This is a genomic window from Oryzobacter faecalis (assembly GCF_046764005.1).
Classification (GTDB): domain Bacteria; phylum Actinomycetota; class Actinomycetes; order Actinomycetales; family Dermatophilaceae; genus Oryzobacter; species Oryzobacter faecalis.
Map to the genome: position 1 here is coordinate 93,386 of NZ_JBKOFW010000007.1, position 16,093 is coordinate 109,478.

The 16,093-nt window shown below is 74.4% G+C and carries 15 protein-coding genes; 9 read left to right on the top strand and 6 right to left on the bottom strand.

The window, feature by feature from the left end; all coding sequences use genetic code 11:
• Positions 1-22: 22 nt before the first annotated feature.
• The 4 genes from ACK8HX_RS14065 to ACK8HX_RS14080 all read left to right on the top strand — a co-directional run bounded on the left by ACK8HX_RS14065 (position 23) and on the right by ACK8HX_RS14080 (position 6,102).
• Positions 23-1,687, top strand: a complete 1,665-nt coding sequence (locus ACK8HX_RS14065) for an alkaline phosphatase D family protein (protein WP_411941341.1) — start codon at positions 23-25, stop codon at positions 1,685-1,687.
• Positions 1,684-2,946: an alkaline phosphatase family protein gene (locus tag ACK8HX_RS14070; RefSeq protein WP_411941342.1), complete on the top strand. Its 1,263-nt coding sequence runs from the start codon at positions 1,684-1,686 to the stop codon at positions 2,944-2,946. Before ACK8HX_RS14065 ends, ACK8HX_RS14070 begins: the two co-directional genes overlap by 4 nt.
• Positions 2,947-3,046: 100 nt before the next feature.
• Entirely contained in the window at positions 3,047-4,903 is a 1,857-nt protein-coding gene (gene lepA / locus ACK8HX_RS14075; protein ID WP_411941343.1) for a translation elongation factor 4, read from the top strand.
• Entirely contained in the window at positions 4,900-6,102 is a 1,203-nt protein-coding gene (locus ACK8HX_RS14080) for an MFS transporter (protein ID WP_411941344.1), read from the top strand. The genes lepA and ACK8HX_RS14080 overlap by 4 nt, the downstream gene beginning before the upstream one ends.
• Positions 6,103-6,126: 24 nt before the next feature.
• Here ACK8HX_RS14080 and ACK8HX_RS14085 read toward each other — a convergent pair whose 3' ends face one another.
• Positions 6,127-6,486, bottom strand: coding sequence for a mycothiol transferase (locus tag ACK8HX_RS14085; RefSeq protein WP_411941345.1), 360 nt, complete (start codon positions 6,484-6,486; stop codon positions 6,127-6,129).
• Positions 6,441-6,920: an NUDIX hydrolase gene (locus ACK8HX_RS14090; protein ID WP_411941346.1), complete on the bottom strand. Its 480-nt coding sequence runs from the start codon at positions 6,918-6,920 to the stop codon at positions 6,441-6,443. Before ACK8HX_RS14090 ends, ACK8HX_RS14085 begins: the two co-directional genes overlap by 46 nt.
• 47 nt (positions 6,921-6,967) lie before the next feature.
• Here ACK8HX_RS14090 and ACK8HX_RS14095 point away from each other — a divergent pair, with 47 nt between their 5' ends.
• Positions 6,968-7,432 (top strand): hotdog fold domain-containing protein, encoded by a 465-nt coding sequence (locus tag ACK8HX_RS14095; protein ID WP_411941347.1) that lies wholly within the window; start codon positions 6,968-6,970, stop codon positions 7,430-7,432.
• On the opposite strand, the gene ACK8HX_RS14100 is transcribed toward ACK8HX_RS14095, so the two are convergent.
• Entirely contained in the window at positions 7,410-8,030 is a 621-nt protein-coding gene (locus tag ACK8HX_RS14100; RefSeq protein ID WP_411941348.1) for a TetR/AcrR family transcriptional regulator, read from the bottom strand. The two genes, ACK8HX_RS14095 and ACK8HX_RS14100, sit on opposite strands and share 23 nt — an antisense overlap.
• Positions 8,031-8,156: 126 nt before the next feature.
• On the opposite strand from ACK8HX_RS14100, the gene ACK8HX_RS14105 reads away from it, so the two are divergent.
• Positions 8,157-9,779, top strand: coding sequence for an amidohydrolase (locus ACK8HX_RS14105; protein ID WP_411941349.1), 1,623 nt, complete (start codon positions 8,157-8,159; stop codon positions 9,777-9,779).
• Between the two features lie 30 nt (positions 9,780-9,809).
• Positions 9,810-11,207: an APC family permease gene (locus ACK8HX_RS14110; protein ID WP_411941350.1), complete on the top strand. Its 1,398-nt coding sequence runs from the start codon at positions 9,810-9,812 to the stop codon at positions 11,205-11,207.
• Here ACK8HX_RS14110 and ACK8HX_RS14115 read toward each other — a convergent pair.
• A complete protein-coding gene (locus tag ACK8HX_RS14115; RefSeq protein ID WP_411941351.1) occupies positions 11,197-11,976 on the bottom strand; it encodes a tyrosine-protein phosphatase in 780 nt (259 codons plus the stop codon). The two genes, ACK8HX_RS14110 and ACK8HX_RS14115, sit on opposite strands and share 11 nt — an antisense overlap.
• A 62-nt stretch (positions 11,977-12,038) precedes the next feature.
• Here ACK8HX_RS14115 and hemW point away from each other — a divergent pair, with 62 nt between their 5' ends.
• Positions 12,039-13,268, top strand: coding sequence for a radical SAM family heme chaperone HemW (hemW, locus tag ACK8HX_RS14120; RefSeq protein ID WP_411941375.1), 1,230 nt, complete (start codon positions 12,039-12,041; stop codon positions 13,266-13,268).
• Positions 13,269-13,272: 4 nt separating this feature from the next.
• On the opposite strand, the gene ACK8HX_RS14125 is transcribed toward hemW, so the two are convergent.
• Both ACK8HX_RS14125 and ACK8HX_RS14130 read right to left on the bottom strand, forming a co-directional pair.
• A complete protein-coding gene (locus tag ACK8HX_RS14125) occupies positions 13,273-13,884 on the bottom strand; it encodes a DUF4870 domain-containing protein (protein ID WP_411941352.1) in 612 nt (203 codons plus the stop codon).
• A gap of 124 nt (positions 13,885-14,008) precedes the next feature.
• Entirely contained in the window at positions 14,009-14,890 is an 882-nt protein-coding gene (locus ACK8HX_RS14130; protein ID WP_411941353.1) for a DUF3097 domain-containing protein, read from the bottom strand.
• Between the two features lie 145 nt (positions 14,891-15,035).
• On the opposite strand from ACK8HX_RS14130, the gene hrcA reads away from it, so the two are divergent.
• The gene (hrcA, locus tag ACK8HX_RS14135) at positions 15,036-16,067 is read left to right on the top strand and encodes a heat-inducible transcriptional repressor HrcA (RefSeq protein WP_411941354.1); all 1,032 of its coding nucleotides are present in this window, start codon (positions 15,036-15,038) and stop codon (positions 16,065-16,067) included.
• Positions 16,068-16,093 lie beyond the last annotated feature (26 nt).

Below are 16,093 nucleotides of genomic sequence, written 5' to 3' on the forward strand. Positions count from 1 at the left end.
GGCCCCTGCATGCTCGGGCGCCATGATCGAACGCCGAACCCTCCTCACCGGCTCAGCCGCCGTCGCCGCGGGTGCCGTGGTGGCCACCCACACCGCCGTCCCGGCCCGCGCGGCCGTGGCCGAGCAGGCGCCTTCGGGCCCGTTCCGCCACGGCGTCGCCTCCGGCGACCCGCTGCCCACCGCGGTGGTCCTCTGGACCCGCGTGACCCCCACGGATGACGCCGTCCCCGGCTCGGGTGCGGGCCCGCGGGTCACCGTCTCGTGGGAGGTCGCCACGGACGAGACCTTCTCCGCAGTCGTGGCCCGGGGCAGCGTGAGGACCGGCCCGGAGCGCGACCACACCGTCAAGGTCGACGCCGCGAAGCTGCAGGCCTCGACGACGTACTTCTACCGTTTCCTCCTCGCGGGCACGCCATCGCCGGTCGGCCGGACCCGGACCGCTCCCGCGGCCACGGCCACCCCCGAGCGGCTGCGCCTCGCGGTCGTCTCGTGCAGCAACTGGGAGGCCGGGTTCTTCGCCGCCTACCGGCACCTCGCCGACCGCGACGACCTCGACGCCGTGCTCCACCTCGGCGACTACCTCTACGAGTACGGGACCGGGGAGTACGCCGCCGGTCGCGGCAACGTCGTCGTCCGGCCGCACGACCCGCCCCACGAGATCGTCAGCCTCGCCGACTACCGCCGGCGCCATGCGCAGTACAAGACCGACCCGGACCTCCAGCGACTGCACGCGGCCGTGCCGTGGGTCGTCACCTGGGACGACCACGAGACCGCGAACGACGCGTGGTCCGGTGGTGCCGAGAACCACCAGGAGGGGGAGGGCGACTGGGCCGGGCGCGCGGCGGCCGCCCGGCGTGCCTACGACGAGTGGATGCCCGTGCGGCTGTCAGGGACCGCGGCCCTCGGCGACGGCGTCCGGATCTTCCGCCACCTGCAGTTCGGGCGCCTCGCCGACCTGACGATGCTGGACCTGCGCTCCTACCGTGACCGGCAGGCGGCCGCGACCGAGCTCGACACGGTCGACGACCCCGGTCGCACGATCACCGGCCGGGCCCAGCTCGACGAGCTGTCGGCGCGCCTCGCGGCCGACGACGCGCTGTGGAAGCTCGTGGGGAACCCGGTGATGGTCAGCCCGGTCCTCGTCCCGCCGCTCGACGGCTACGTCGCCGGACCCGTCGCCGACATGACGGGGATCCTCCCGCGCGACGGAGCGCCCTACAACACCGACCAGTGGGACGGCTACACCGACGACCGCCGGGAGCTCGTCACCCTCCTCGCCGACCGGGGCATCGCCAACACCGTCTTCCTCACCGGTGACATCCACTCCGCGTGGGCCTGCGACCTGCCGGTCGACGCCGGCACCTACCCCCTGGGCAGGACCGTGGGCGTCGAGCTCGTCGCGACGTCGGTGACCTCGAACAACCTCGACGACCTCACCGGCAGCGCACCGCGGACGACCTCGCTCGCGGTGGAGAACGCGATCACGACGACGAACCGGCACGTCAGGTACCTCGACTTCGACAGCCACGGGTTCTCCGTGCTCACCCTCACCGCGGCGGAGGCGCAGATGGACTGGTACGTCCTGGCGAACCGCACCGACCCGGCCACCGGCGCGACCTGGTCGACGGGGTGGCGGGTCCCGGTGGGCACCAACCGTCTGGCGCGGGCGACGGAGGCGGCCCGATGACGGCGCACGCCACGCGCCCGGCGCCCAGCCGCCGCACCCTGCTGCGCGCCGGGGGCGCGCTCGGCACGGTCGTGCTGTCGGCCGCCGCCGGCGCCCTCCCCGCCCAGGCCGTCGGGCCGCGCACCCGGGTGTACGTCCTCGTCGTCGACGGCTGCCGCCCCGACGAGGTCACCCCGACCCTGACGCCCACCCTCGACGCCCTCCGTCGTGGTGGGACGTGGTTCCCCGCGGCCCGGTCGCTGCCGGTCATGGAGACCATCCCGAACCACGTGATGATGATGACCGGCGTCCGGCCCGACCGCAGCGGGGTGCCGGCCAACTCCGTGCTCGACCGGGGCGAGGGCGTCGTCCGTGACCTCGACCGTCCCTCCGACCTCCGCCACCCCACGCTCCTCGAGCGCCTCGCCGCCTCGGGCCGCACGACCGGGACGGTGCTCTCGAAGCGCTACCTGTACGGGATCTTCGGCACCCGCGCCACGTACCGGTGGGAGCCCGAGCCGCTGGTCCCCGTCACCGAGCACGCTCCCGACGCGTTCACGACCGACGCCCTCGTGACGATGGTCGACACGGTCGACCCGGACCTGGTGTTCACCAACCTCGGCGACGTCGACCGGGTCGGGCACGGCGACCTCACCGGGTCCACGACGCTGGCGGCGGCACGGACGGCCGCCCTCGCCTCGACCGACGCCCGGGTCGGCCGCTTCGTCACGTTCCTGCGCGAGTCCGGGCGCTGGGAGTCCAGCGTGCTCGTCGTCCTCGCCGACCACTCGATGGACTGGTCGGTCCCGACCCGCGTGGTGTCGCTGGCCCCGGTCCTCGGTGCCGACCCGATGCTCGCGGGAAGGGTCGAGGTCGCGCAGAACGGCGGGGCCGACCTGCTCTACTGGACCGGCGCGGACCGGGAGCGGGCCGCGGCGATCGCGCGGATCCGGGCGCTCGCGGCTGCCGTGCCCGGCGTCCTCGAGACCCGACTGCCCGCCGAGCTGCGGCTCGGCCCCGAGGCCGGCGACGTCGTGGCGTACTGCCGCGCCGGCTGGCGGTTCAGCGACCCCCAGGTGGTCTCGAACCCCATCCCCGGCAACCACGGCCACCCGGCGAGCGAACCCATCCCGTTCCTCCTGGCCGGTGGCTCACCGCTCGTGGCGTCCGGCGCGGTGCGCTCCGACCCGGCCCGCACGGTCGACGTCGCCCCCACGGTGGGTGCGGTGTTCGGGCTGCCGGCCCCCCGGGGCGGCTACGACGGCACCAGCCGTCTCTGAGCCACCCGCGGGCGACCGGTCGGGCGCAGGACCGGTCGCCGTCCGTGGGAGACTGGTGGGCCAGACCCCGACCGTTCCGACGCAAGGACCCCACGCACCCGTGTCCCCCCGCGCCCGCACCGTGCTGCAGCCGCACGCGACGCCGCCGGCGGCGATCCGCAACTTCTGCATCATCGCCCACATCGACCACGGCAAGTCGACCCTCGCCGACCGGATGCTTCAGATCACCGGCGTCGTCGACGACCGGGCGATGCGCGCGCAGTACCTCGACCGCATGGACATCGAGCGTGAGCGCGGCATCACCATCAAGAGCCAGGCCGTGCGGATGCCGTGGGAGGTCGAGGGCGACCCGTTCGTCCTCAACATGATCGACACCCCGGGGCACGTCGACTTCACCTACGAGGTCTCGCGCTCGCTCGCGGCCTGCGAGGGTGCGGTCCTCCTCGTCGACGCCGCCCAGGGCATCGAGGCGCAGACCCTCGCGAACCTCTACCTCGCGATGGAGAACGACCTCACGATCATCCCGGTCCTCAACAAGATCGACCTGCCGGCGGCGCAGCCGGAGAAGTACGCCGAGGAGCTCGCGGGGCTCATCGGGTGCGAGCCCGAGGACTGCTTCCGCGTCTCGGGCAAGACGGGCGAGGGCGTCGAGCCGCTCCTCGACTCGATCGTGCGGCAGGTGCCGGCGCCGGTCGGCAACGCGGACGCGCCCGCCCGCGCGATGATCTTCGACTCGGTCTACGACACCTACCGCGGCGTCGTCACCTACGTGCGCGTCATCGACGGCAACCTCAACCCGCGCGAGCGCATCGCCATGATGTCGACCAAGGCCACGCACGAGCTGCTCGAGATCGGCGTCATCAGCCCCGAGCCGGTGCCCGGCAAGGGACTGGGCGTCGGCGAGGTCGGCTACCTCATCACCGGCGTCAAGGACGTGCGCCAGAGCCGCGTCGGCGACACGGTGACCAACGCGGCCAAGCCCGCCGCCGAGCCGCTCGGTGGCTACCGCGACCCCAAGCCCATGGTCTTCTCCGGGCTCTTCCCGCTCGACGGCTCCGACTACCCCGACCTGCGCGAGGCCCTCGACAAGCTCAAGCTCAACGACGCCGCGCTCGTCTACGAGCCCGAGACGTCCGTGGCGCTCGGCTTCGGCTTCCGCTGCGGCTTCCTCGGCCTGCTCCACCTCGAGATCGTCCGCGAGCGCCTCGAGCGCGAGTTCGGCCTCGAGCTCATCTCGACCCAGCCGAACGTCGTCTACGACGTCTCCATGGACGACGGCTCCCGGATCACGGTCACCAACCCGAGCGAGTTCCCCGGCGGCAAGATCGCGGAGGTCCGCGAGCCCAAGGTGCGCGCGACGATCCTCGCGCCGAGCGAGTTCATCGGCGCGATCATGGAGCTGTGCCAGGGCAAGCGCGGCACCCTCCTCGGGATGGACTACCTGTCCGAGGACCGCGTCGAGATGCGCTACACCCTGCCGATGGCCGAGGTCGTCTTCGACTTCTTCGACCAGCTGAAGTCGCGCACCCGCGGGTACGCGAGCCTCGACTACGAGCCCGACGGCGACCAGGTCGCCGACCTCGTCAAGGTCGACATCCTCCTCCAGGGCGAGACCGTCGACGCATTCTCGGCGATCGTCCACAAGGACAAGGCCTACGGCTACGGCGTGATGATGGCGGGCAAGCTCAAGGAGCTCATCCCGCGGCAGCAGTTCGAGGTGCCGATCCAGGCCGCCGTCGGTGCGCGGGTCATCGCCCGCGAGAACATCCGCGCCATCCGCAAGGACGTCCTCGCCAAGTGCTACGGCGGTGACATCTCGCGCAAGCGCAAGCTGCTCGAGAAGCAGAAGGCCGGCAAGAAGCGGATGAAGAACATCGGCTCGGTCGAGGTCCCGCCGGAGGCGTTCATCGCCGCGCTGACCTCCGACGGTGCGGGCGCCCAGGCCACGAAGAAGTGACCGACCAGGTCCTCGCGACCCGGCCGGACCGCCTGCTCCTCCCCGCCTCCGCGCTGCTCTGGGGCGTCCAGTTCGCCTTCCTCAACCCGGCGATCGGGATCATCCTCGTCACGCTCTACGACGCGACGCCGGGACAGGTCGGGCTCGCGCTCGCCGCGTACAACGTCAGCGGCTTCCTCTCGACCCTCGTCGTCCCCTCGCGCGCCGACCGGTCGGGCGACTACCTGCGTCCGATGGTGTGGTGCGGCGTCTTCACCATCCTGCTCGTCTCGGCGCTCGCGCTGGCGACGACCCTGCCGATGGCCGTCGTCGCCCTCGTAGCCCTGGGCGGTCCGGCGGGGGTCGGCATCGGGCTGCTCTTCGCCCACCAGCGCTCGACGGGCGCGTCGGTCCGCGAGGTGATGCGCGTGCGGGCGGTGTTCTCCTTCGCGTGGGTCGCCGGGCCGCCGCTCGCGGCCTTCCTCATGGGTCTCCTCGGCGACCGCGCGATCCTCTGGGCCATCGCCGCGGTGGCCGTGGTGTCGTTCGGCGTGACGACCGCGATGATCCGCGAGCGCACCCGCGCCGGTGAGGCGCGGGCCGCGCGGCCGGCGGCAGGGGAGCCGATGCTCGACGCCGTCCGGCGCCCGGAGGTCGGAGTGATCCTGGGGACGTTCGTGCTCCTCGGCGCGGCGATGAACGCGGCGGTGTCGGCCACGCCCCTCCTCGTCACCGAGCGGCTCGGCCTGGACCTCATCTGGGGCGGCGTGGCCCTCGGGACGGCGGCGGCGCTCGAGATCCCGGTCCTCGTCGCGCTGGGCCGGTGGTCGGGGCGCATCGGGCCGCGCCGGCTCATCGCGGCCGGTTGCGCCGCAGGCGTGGCGTACTACGCCGCCATGTCGGTGGTTGGCGGACCCGTGGCCCTCGTGGCGGTCCAGGTGCTCAACGCGCTCTTCGTCGCCATCGCCTCGGGTGTCGGCCTCACGCTCGTGCAGGACGTCGTCGGCCGACCGGGCCTGGCCTCGGGCCTGTTCATGAACACCAGCCGCGTGGGGGCCGTCCTGGCGGGGCCGGTCGTGGCCGTCGCCGGCGTCGGGAGCGTCGGCTACGCCGGGGTCTTCGGTGCCTGCGCGGTGCTCGTGGCCCTCGGCCTCGGCCTGCTCGTCGTGGGCTACGTGCGGCGCGTGCGCTCGGCCACCTCACGCAGCCGCTCGACGTAGGCGGTCCACCACGACGCCTCGACGTCACGCGGTGACGCGGCGGTAGAGGTCGAGGACCTCCTCGGGGGACTCGTCGGCGGTGGCCCACATGTCGGCGTTCGGCTCGGCGTCCTCGGTCCAGGACGCCATCGGCTCGGGCCAGGTGCGGCCGAGGCAGGCGCCGAAGTACCCGGCCTCGACGCCGGCGAGGTGCTTGACGACGCCGAGCAGGTTCGTGCCCGTGGGGGTCGACCCTAGGCGGGGACGGTGGACTCCTCCACGGGCCGGGCGGTGAGCGGCCCGTCGGCGAAGAGCTCGGGACGGGTCGCGAGGGCGAGGAGGTCGAGCAGGTCGCGGGGCTAGACGTCGTCGTCGGTGGCCGCCAGGTCCTCGCGCTCCCACCACCGGATGTCGGCGACGGTCAGCTGCTCCTCCGCGGTGTGCCCGGAGGTGTCGACCTCGAACGCCGGCACCCGCACGGCGAGGAAGACCTCGGTCTGGTGCACGACCTTGTCGCTGTACCCGTGGACCACCTCGCGCACGAGGAAGGGGCCGACGAGGTCGTCCTCGGTGACGACGAGGCCGGTCTCCTCCCTCAGCTCGCGCACCGCCGCCTCGCGGTCGCCCTCGCCGGGGTCGACGCCGCCACCCGGGGTGACCCACCAGTGCAGCACGGGGTCCAGGCCGAGGTCGCTGTCCTGCAGGAGGAGCACGCGGTCGGCCTCGTCGAGGAGGAGGACGCGCACCGCGCGCCGCTCCTCGTGCGGGCGGTCCCCGGCCGCGGGCACGACGGACCCCGGCCGGCCGGGGAGCGGGTGGGACGGCGAGGCGGAGGTCACCGGGCGACCCTAGCCAGCCCGCGGCTACCCATGGGTAACATGGGGTCGTGACCCAGACCTACGAGCTCTACCGGCGGCTCGCCGCGCGCCCGCTCGGCCGGACCGCGTTCTCCGCCCTGTTCGCCCTCAAGGCGCCGTACTTCCGGACGGTCCGCCCGCGGGTCCGCGAGGTCCGCCCGCACCACGCGGAGCTGACGGTCGGCAAGCGCTGGGGGGTGCAGAACCACATCGGCACCGTGCACGCCATCGCGGTGTGCAACGGCCTCGAGGCCGCGATGGGCCTGCTCGCCGAGGCCACGACCCCGCCCGGCCGCCGCTGGATCCCCAAGGGGATGACCGTCTCCTACCTCGCGAAGTCGACGACCGACCTGCTGTGCGTCGCCGACACCGACGAGGCCGACTGGGCCGAGGTGGGCGACGTGCCGGTGCGGGTCAGGGCCGTCCGCACCGACGGCACCGTCGTCGTCGAGGGCGTCATCACCATCTACGTCAGCGAGGCGCCCCGGCGCTGACGAGGTCGTCCACGGCGGACAGCACCACGTGCAGGGACAGCTCGAAGGCCCGGTCGTCCACCGCGTCGGTGTCGGTCACCGCCGTCACCCTGGCGAGGTGGGGGTGGGCCGCCACGAGGTCGCGGGGCGTCGAGCGCACGTCCTCGGCGAGCGACTCGCCCGCGGCACCGAGGACGACGTAGTCCAGGGCCGCCATGACGGGCATGACGTCGGCCTCGGCCACGCCGCGGCGCAGCAGGTGCGCCGCGAGGGCGTCGTAGACGACGAGCGCCGTGGGCGCGGTGAGGGCGCGCCGGCTCACGAGGTCGGCCGCGGCGGGGTGGGCGCGGTAGGCCGCCCGGTAGGACCGGGCGAACGCCTCCAGCCCGGACCGGTCGTCGGCGTCGAGGGGCGCGAGGTCGATGGCGTCGTTGACGCTGTCCTGCATCCCGTCGACGAGGTCGTCGAGGCCGCGGACGTGGTGGTAGAGCGAGGCCGCCTGGACTCCCAGGCGGGCGGCCAGCCCGCGCATCGTCAGGCCGGGGGCCCCGCGCTCGTCGAGGAGAGCCAGTGCGGCGGCGACGATGCGCTCGCGGCTGAGGTCGGCGGGTCGTCCCACGGTGCGCTCCTCTCGACGGTGCCGGCGGACGGGGTCTTGTCAGCGCTGCCTAACGCCGTTAGGTTACCGCCCTAACACCGTTAGTCCGCACTGTCGCGGACCCGACCCGCCGGAGGGCCACCGCCGATGACGAGCGCCACGACCGTCTTCACCGGCCGCGCCTGGTGCCCCGTCCAGGGCGACCTGGACGCGGTGGCGGTGCGCGACGGGCGGGTCGTGGCGGTCGGTGCCGAGGCCCGCGCCCACCTCGCCGGGGACGCCGCCCGCGAGGTGGAGGTGGGCGACGGCATCGTGCTGCCCGCCTTCGCCGACGGCCACGCCCACCCGCTGTTCGGGGGGCTGGAGGCCGAGGGGCCGCAGGTGCGCCGGCAGGACTCCGTCGAGGGGATCGTCGCCGAGGTGGCCCGCTGGGCGGCCGAGCACCCGGACGAGCCCTGGGTGCTCGGTGCGTCCTACGACTCCTCGCTCGCCCCCGAGGGCCTGTTCGACGCGCACTGGCTGGACGCCGCGGTGCCGGACCGTCCGGTGGTGCTGCGGGCCTGGGACTACCACACGGTGTGGGTGAACTCCGTGGCGCTGGAGCGGGCCGGTCTGGACGCCGACACCCCGGACCCGGTGCTCGGCGAGGTACCGCGCCGCGAGGACGGCAGCCCGCTCGGCACGCTGCGCGAGTGGGGGGCGGTCGACCTCGTCATGGAGCACGTCGCGCCGCGACCGCTCGAGGTCCGCGTGCGCGCCGTCGAGCGGGCCACGCGGCACCTCGCCGGGCTCGGCATCACCTGGGTGCAGGACGCGTGGGCCGAGGCCGCCGACGTCGAGGCATGGCTCGCGGCGTCCGAGCAGCGGCGGCTGCACTGCGCCGTGAACCTCGCCCTGTACGCCGACCCGCGCCGGGGGCTGGGCCAGGTCGAGCAGCTCGTCGCCCTGCGCAGGCGGGTGCGGGCCCACGGCGACCCGCTGCTCACCGCCGAGACCGTCAAGCTCTTCGCCGACGGCGTCGTCGAGAACGCCACGGCCGCCCTGCTGGAGCCGTACACGGGCCCCGAGTGCGCGCACACCGGCATGCTCGTGTGGGAGCCGGACGCCCTCGCGGAGGTCGTCACCGCCGTCGACGCCGTCGGCTTCCAGCCCCACCTGCACACGATCGGCGACCGTGCCGTGCGGGCCGCGCTCGACGCCGTCGAGGCGGCGGTGCGCGCGAACGGCGCCCGGGACGACCGCCGCCCGGTGCTCGCCCACGTGCAGCTCATCGCCGAGGAGGACCGGCCCCGCCTGGTCGACCTCGGCGTCGTCGCCAACGCCGAGCCGCTGTGGGCCCAGCTCGACGCGCTGATGGAGGTGCTCACCGCCCCGCGCCTGGGGGAGCCCCGTTCCTCGCAGCAGTACCCGTGGGCGACGCTCAGCGCACTGGGCGCCCGGCTCAGCTTCGGCTCGGACTGGCCGGTCAGCTCGGCCGACCCGCTGGAGGGCATCGCCGTCGCCTGCTCGCGCCAGACCGAGCACCGCCTGCCCGCGGGCGGCTGGACCCCGCACGAGCGGCTCTCCCTCGAGGCCGCCCTGAGGGCGTACACCGCCGGCACGGCCCACCAGGCCGGCCGCGCAGCCGGGACCCTGCGCCCCGGCGACGACGCCGACCTCGTGCGGCTCGACCGCGACCCGTTCACCCTGGCCGCGCCGCGCGACCTCGACACCGTGCGCGTGACGCACACCTGGCTCAGGGGCCGCCTCGCGCACGGCCCCACGCCCTGAGACCCCTTCCGACGACCGAGAGGACGCGCCGTGGCCACGACCACCCCAGCCACCGACCCCACCGCCGGCGACCCCACCGCCACCGACCACACCGCCCTGCGCCGCGCCCTCGGCCTCGGCGGGCTGACGCTGTTCGGCCTGGCCTACCTCGTCCCGCTCACGGTGTTCACGACGTACGGCATCGTCACCGAGACGACGGGTGGCCGGGTGGCGCTCGCCTACCTGTTCACGCTCGCCGCGATGGCGGTGACGGCCGTGTCCTACGCGCGGATGGTCCGCGCCCACCCGGTCGCCGGGTCGGCCTACACGTACACCCGCCGCACGTTCGGCGCCCCGGCGGGCTTTCTCACCGGCTGGGCCCTGCTGCTCGACTACCTGTTCCTGCCGATGATCAACCACCTCGTCATCGGCATCTACCTCAATGCCGCCGTGCCGGGCGTGCCGCTGTGGGCGTGGGTGCTCGTGTCCCTGGCCCTCGTCACCGTGCTCAACCTCCTCGGCATCACCTCGATCGCCCGGGCGAGCACCGTCATCGTCGCGGCGCAGGTGGTCTTCGTCGTCGTCTTCGTCCTGCTGGCGGTCCGCGGGCTCGCCGGAGCGGACGTCTCCCTCGCCGCGCCGTTCGCCGGTGACGGCTCGGTCGCCGGGCTCGCCCCGGTGCTCGCGGGCGCGGCGGTGCTGTGCCTGTCCTTCCTCGGCTTCGACGCCGTGTCGACGATGGCGGAGGAGGCGCGCCGGCCGCGCGTCGACATCCCGCGCGCGATCCTGCTCGTCACCGTGCTCGGCGGTGTGCTCTTCGTCCTCCTGTCGTGGCTCGCGCAGGTGGCCGTGCCCGCGACGACGTTCCCGGACGCGGACGCGGCGGCGGTGGACGTCATGACCGAGGTGGGCGGGACCGGCCTGTCGGCGTTCTTCACCGCCGCCTACGTCGCCGGTGCGTTCGGCTCGGCGCTGACCTCCCAGGCCTCGGTGTGCCGGATCCTGTTCTCCATGGGCCGCGACGGCGTGCTGCCGCGCGTGCTCGGTCGCGTCTGGGAGCGGCGGCGCACCCCCGCGGTGTCGGTGCTCGTCGTCACGGTCGCGAGCCTGCTCGTCCTCGTCCTCGACCTGGCGACCCTCGCCTCCCTCATCAGCTTCGGCGCGCTCATCGCCTTCACCGCCGTCAACGTCGCGGTGGTCAAGCACTACTGGGTCGACGAGAAGGAGCGCGGACCCCGGGCGGTGCTGCTCTCGCTGGTCCTGCCGCTGGTGGGCGTGGCACTGACGGTGTGGCTGTGGACCTCGCTCTCGGGGGCCACGCTCCTCGTCGGCCTGGCCTGGCTCGCCGTCGGTGCCCTGTGGCTGCTCTGGGTGAGCCGCGGCTTCCGGCGCCCGCTGCCCGAGTCCTCGATGGACGAGCACGCGGTGCGGGAGGACGTCAGCGCGTGAGCCGCTCGCGCAGGCGCTCGACGTCGGCGTCGGACCAGCCCTGCTCGCGCAGGAAGCCCGCCGCGCCGCCCCAGCGCTCGTCGACGGCGCGCAGGATCGCCTCGATCGCCTCCGCCCGGGGGAGCTGGTCCTCCGGCTTCTGCCTGGCCAGCGCCTCGCCGTAGGACTCGCGCACGCTGAGCCGGTCGATGATCCGCTCGAGCCGTTCGGCGGTGAGGACGTAGTCGGCGACGATCTCCTCGCGCGGCACCCCCGCGACGTCCAGCGCCAGCGCCACGACGGTGCCGGTGCGGTCCTTGCCCGCTGCGCAGTGCACGACGACGGCGCCGTCGGCCGCGGCCACGACCTCGAGCGCCGCGGAGACCGCCTCGGGGCGGCGGGCGAGGTAGCGCAGGTAGTGGTCGGCCCAGAACGCGGCGTCGCGCACCGGGTCGTCGTCACGCCACGGCAGGGCGCGGGCGCCGACCTCATCGGTCGACTCGCTCGGCCGCCGCTCCTCGATGAGGGAGTGGTGGTGGTGGGTCAGGGCCTCCACGCGCCGCAGCGGCCCCGGGCCCTCGAGGTGCAGCTCGGTCTCGGTGCGCAGGTCGACGACGTCGGTGACGCCGAGCTCGTCGACGAGGCGGGTGACGTCGGCCTCGGTGAGGTCCTGGAGGTTGTCGGACCGGATGAGCCGCCCGGTCGCCACGACGCCGCCGTCGGCCGTCGGCAGGCCGCCGAGGTCGCGCATGTTGACGAGGCCGTCGAGCTCGATCCAGCGGTCGGTCACCCCGTCATCGTAGGTCGGCGGCGGGACGGGTCGATGACGGGCTGGTGACCGCCCGGGGGAGAATGGGCGTCGTGCCCCGACTGCCCGACGGCGACCCCGCGCCCGCGTCCGGTGAGCTGCCCGCCGAGGCGCTCGCCGGTCTCGGGGGTGCGCGGCTGGGCGTCTACCTCCACGTGCCGTTCTGCTCGGTCCGGTGCGGGTACTGCGACTTCAACACCTACACCCTCGGTGAGCTGGGACCCGGTGCCTCGACCGACGACTTCGCCTCGACCGCCCTCACCGAGCTCGACCTCGCCGCCCGTGTCCTCGGCCCGGGCGCGGGCCCGGTCCACACCGTCTTCGTCGGCGGCGGCACCCCCACCCTCCTGCCGGCCGGGGACCTCGTCCGCCTCGTCGAAGGGGTCCGCGACCGGTTCGGCCTCGTCGACGACGCCGAGGTCACCACGGAGGCCAACCCCGACTCGGTCACCGCGGCCGACCTCGGGACCCTGGCGGCCGGCGGGTTCACGCGGGTCAGCATCGGGATGCAGTCGGTCGTCCCGCACGTCCTGCGCACCCTCGACCGCACCCACGACCCGGCGCGGGTCGCGGTGGCCGTCGAGGGGGCCCGGGCGGCCGGCCTCGCGACGAGCGTCGACCTCATCTACGGGACGCCGGGGGAGTCGCTGGACGACTGGCGCGCCAGCCTCGAGGCGGCCGTGGCGCTGCAGCCCGACCACGTCTCGGCCTACGCCCTCGTCGTCGAGGAGGGCACCCGGATGGCCGCCCAAGTGCGCCGGGGTGAGCTGCCGGTGCCGGACGGCGACGACGAGGCCGACAAGTACGAGCTCGCCGACGAGGTGCTCGGCGCCGCCGGGTACGACTGGTACGAGGTGAGCAACTGGGCCCGCGACGACTCCGCCCGCTGCCGGCACAACGAGGGCTACTGGCGCGGCGACCCGTGGTGGGGCGTCGGCCCGGGCGCGCACAGCCACGTCGGCGGTGTGCGCTGGTGGAACGTCAAGCACCCCCGCACCTACGCGGCGGCGCTCGCCGAGGGCCGGTCCCCGGCCGCCGGCCGCGAGACGCTCACCGGCGAGCAGCGCCACGACGAGGACGTCCTGCTCGGGGTACGCCTGCGCGAGGGCCTGCCGCTCGACGTCCTCGACGGCGACGGCCGCACGGCCGTCGCCGGCCTCGTCGGTGACGGGCTGGTCGACGGCCGTGCGGCCGTTCGCGACCGGAGGGTCGTCCTCACGCGCCGGGGCCGGCTGCTCGCCGACGCCGTGGTGCGACGCCTCCTCGGGGTCTAGCGGGTCACTTGATGAACCGCGGGGTCAGCGGCGGGGTCCACCACTCGCCGTTGTTCGCCTTGACCGCGCCGATGATGTGCATGACGACGGCCCAGATGAACACGAGCGGCAGGATGGCGAACCCGATGAGGACGAAGACGAGCACCCAGCCGATGAGGAAGCCGATGGCCGCGGTGATCTGGACGTTCAGGGAGTTCGCCGCGTGCGCCCGGACGAACGGGCCGCGGTCCTTGTACATGAGGTAGATGACGAGCGAGCCGACGAAGCCGAGGAAGCCGCCGGACAGGATCATCGCGGCCCCGCCGACGACGTGGCTGAGCATGCCCCACGTGCGCTCGTCGGCCGGGCTCAGCGGAGCCTGCGGCTGCGGCGTGTAGGCCGGCTGCGCCTGGTAGCCGGGCGGGGGCTGCTGGGCGTAGCCGGGCGGGGGCACCTGCGGCGGGTAGGGCTGGGGGTACTCCGGTGCCGCGGCGGCCGCCTCGGGGGCCGGCGGGGCCTCGGGGGTCGGCGGGGCCTCGGGGGCCGGCGGGGGGGTGGGGTCGGCCGGTGTCGGGTCCGGCGCCCGGTCCGGTGTCGGGTCGGTGGTCTCGTCGGGGCGAGGGGTGGTGTCACTCATCGGGTGCTCCTCCGTGGGGCGGTCTGTGTCCCATCCAACACCGTGGGGTGCCCCAGGGGGTCCCGTTCCGGGGGCGCGCCGGGGTCGGTCTCGGGGTCGCGTCAGGGGCGACCCCGACGAGCCGTCACCCGGGGGCAGGAGCGGTGACGAAGTCGATGAGCTCCTCGACCCGGCCGAGGAGCTCGGGCTCGAGGTCGGTCCACGAGCGCACCGACCCCAGGATGCGGCGCCAGGCGCCCGCGATGTCGGCCTGCGTCGCGTGCGGCCAGCCGAGGTGCGCGCAGATCCCGTGCTTCCACGACGTCCCGCGCGGGATGACGGGCCATGCGTCCATCCCGAGGCGGGCGGGCCGCACCGACTGCCACACGTCGACGTACGGGTGACCGACGACGAGGACGTGCGGCGCCCACGGCTGCAGCCGCCGGGCCTCCTCGACGACGCGCGTCTCCTTCGAGCCGGGGACGAGGTGGTCGACGAGCACGCCCATCCGACGCCCCGGCCCCGGGGCGAAGTCGCGGATGGCCCCCGCCAGGTCGTCGACGCCGTCGAGCATCTCGACGACGACCCCCTCCACGCGCAGGTCGTCGCCCCACACCCTCTCGACGAGCTCGGCGTCGTGCCTGCCCTCGACGAAGATCCGCGACCCGCCGGCGACGCGGGCCCGCTGCCCGGTCACGGCCACCGACCCGCTCGCCGTGCGGGCCGACGCCGCCCGAGCCGCGTCGAGGCGGGCCTGCGCCGCGGCCTTCGGCGGGGTGAGGGTGACGGGGGAGCCGTCGACGAGGAAGCCCGGCCCGAGGCGGAACCCCTTCGTCCGGCCGCGGCGGTCCTCGAGGTGGACGACGTGGACGCCGCCGGCCTTCTCGACGCGGACGACCGCGCCCACCCAGCCGGTCTCGACGTCCTCGACGACGGTGCCCCGCTCCGCGGCCAGCTCCACCGACCGGCCCCGTCTGGGCGCCCGCCAGTCGCCACCGAGCACGTCCGACCCATACCTGTCCGCCACGGCGGCGAGGCTAGCCCGCCGGGCCTGCCGCTGCGGACCGGCACGCCGCCGCGGTTCGCCCCGCACCCCGGGCACCCCGTAGAATTGGCACTCGTTGTGCGAGAGTGCCAGACCCGTACCCGAGGACGCCGGAGGTGAGGACCCCATGACCGAGGACCGCCGCCTGCGCGTGCTGCGCGCCATCGTCCAGGACTACGTCCAGACCTCCGAGCCCGTCGGCTCCAAGGCCCTCCTCGAGCGCCACCACCTCGGGGTCTCGGCCGCCACCGTGCGCAACGACATGGCCGTCCTCGAGGAGGAGGGCCTCATCGCGGCGCCGCACACGAGTGCCGGCCGGGTCCCCACGGACGCGGGCTACCGCCTCTTCGTCGACCGGCTCTCGGCCATCAAGCCGATGACGGCCGCCGAGCAGCGGGCGATCAGCCAGTTCCTCGAGGGTGCCGTCGACCTCGACGACGTCGTCGACCGCACGGTGCGCCTCCTCGCGTCGCTGACCCGCCAGGTCGCCGTCGTCCAGTACCCCTCGCTCTCACGCAGCTCGGTGCGCCACGTCGAGCTCGTCCCGATCGGCGAGCGCCGCCTCCTCGTCGTCCTCATCACGACGACCGGTCGCGTCGAGCAGCGGGTCATCGAGGTCGCTACCGACCTCCTGACGCCCGAGGGCGAGCGGTCCCTGACGACGCTGCGCTCCGAGGTCAACCGCGCCACCGGGGGGCGCACCCTCGCCGAGGCGTCTGCCGAGCTGGCCGCCGTCCCCGACCGGCTCGACCCGGCGCTCGGCGGCCTCGTCCGCGCCATCGTCACGGCCCTGCAGGACTCCCTCGTCGAGGAGCGCGAGGAGCGCGTCGTCCTCGCCGGCACCGCGAACCTCGCCCGGGTGGGCCCCGACTTCACGACCAACCTCGGGCCGGTGCTCGAGGCCCTCGAGGAGCACGTCGTCCTCCTCAAGCTGCTCGGCACGGTCGCCGAGCACGGCGAGGGCGTCGCCGTCCGCATCGGTCACGAGAACCCCTACGCGGGGCTGCACGCGACGTCGATGGTGACGTCGGGCTACGGCGCCGGCAGTGACCTCGTCGCGGGTCTGGGCGTCGTCGGGCCGACCCGCATGGACTACCCCACGACGATGGCCGCGGTGCGGGCCGTCGCCACGTACGTCTCGCGGATCCTCGCCGAGTGACCCGCCCACCCGCCGCCCGCCCCGCC

Coding starts and splice junctions, on each gene's coding strand:
- hrcA (WP_411941354.1), top strand. CDS start 15,036: ATGACCGAGGACCGCCGCCTGCGCGTGCTGCGCGCCATCGTCCAGGAC.
- ACK8HX_RS14105 (WP_411941349.1), top strand. CDS start 8,157: ATGACGAGCGCCACGACCGTCTTCACCGGCCGCGCCTGGTGCCCCGTC.
- ACK8HX_RS14065 (WP_411941341.1), top strand. CDS start 23: ATGATCGAACGCCGAACCCTCCTCACCGGCTCAGCCGCCGTCGCCGCG.
- ACK8HX_RS14125 (WP_411941352.1), bottom strand. CDS start 13,884: ATGAGTGACACCACCCCTCGCCCCGACGAGACCACCGACCCGACACCG.
- hemW (WP_411941375.1), top strand. CDS start 12,039: ATGGGCGTCGTGCCCCGACTGCCCGACGGCGACCCCGCGCCCGCGTCC.
- ACK8HX_RS14070 (WP_411941342.1), top strand. CDS start 1,684: ATGACGGCGCACGCCACGCGCCCGGCGCCCAGCCGCCGCACCCTGCTG.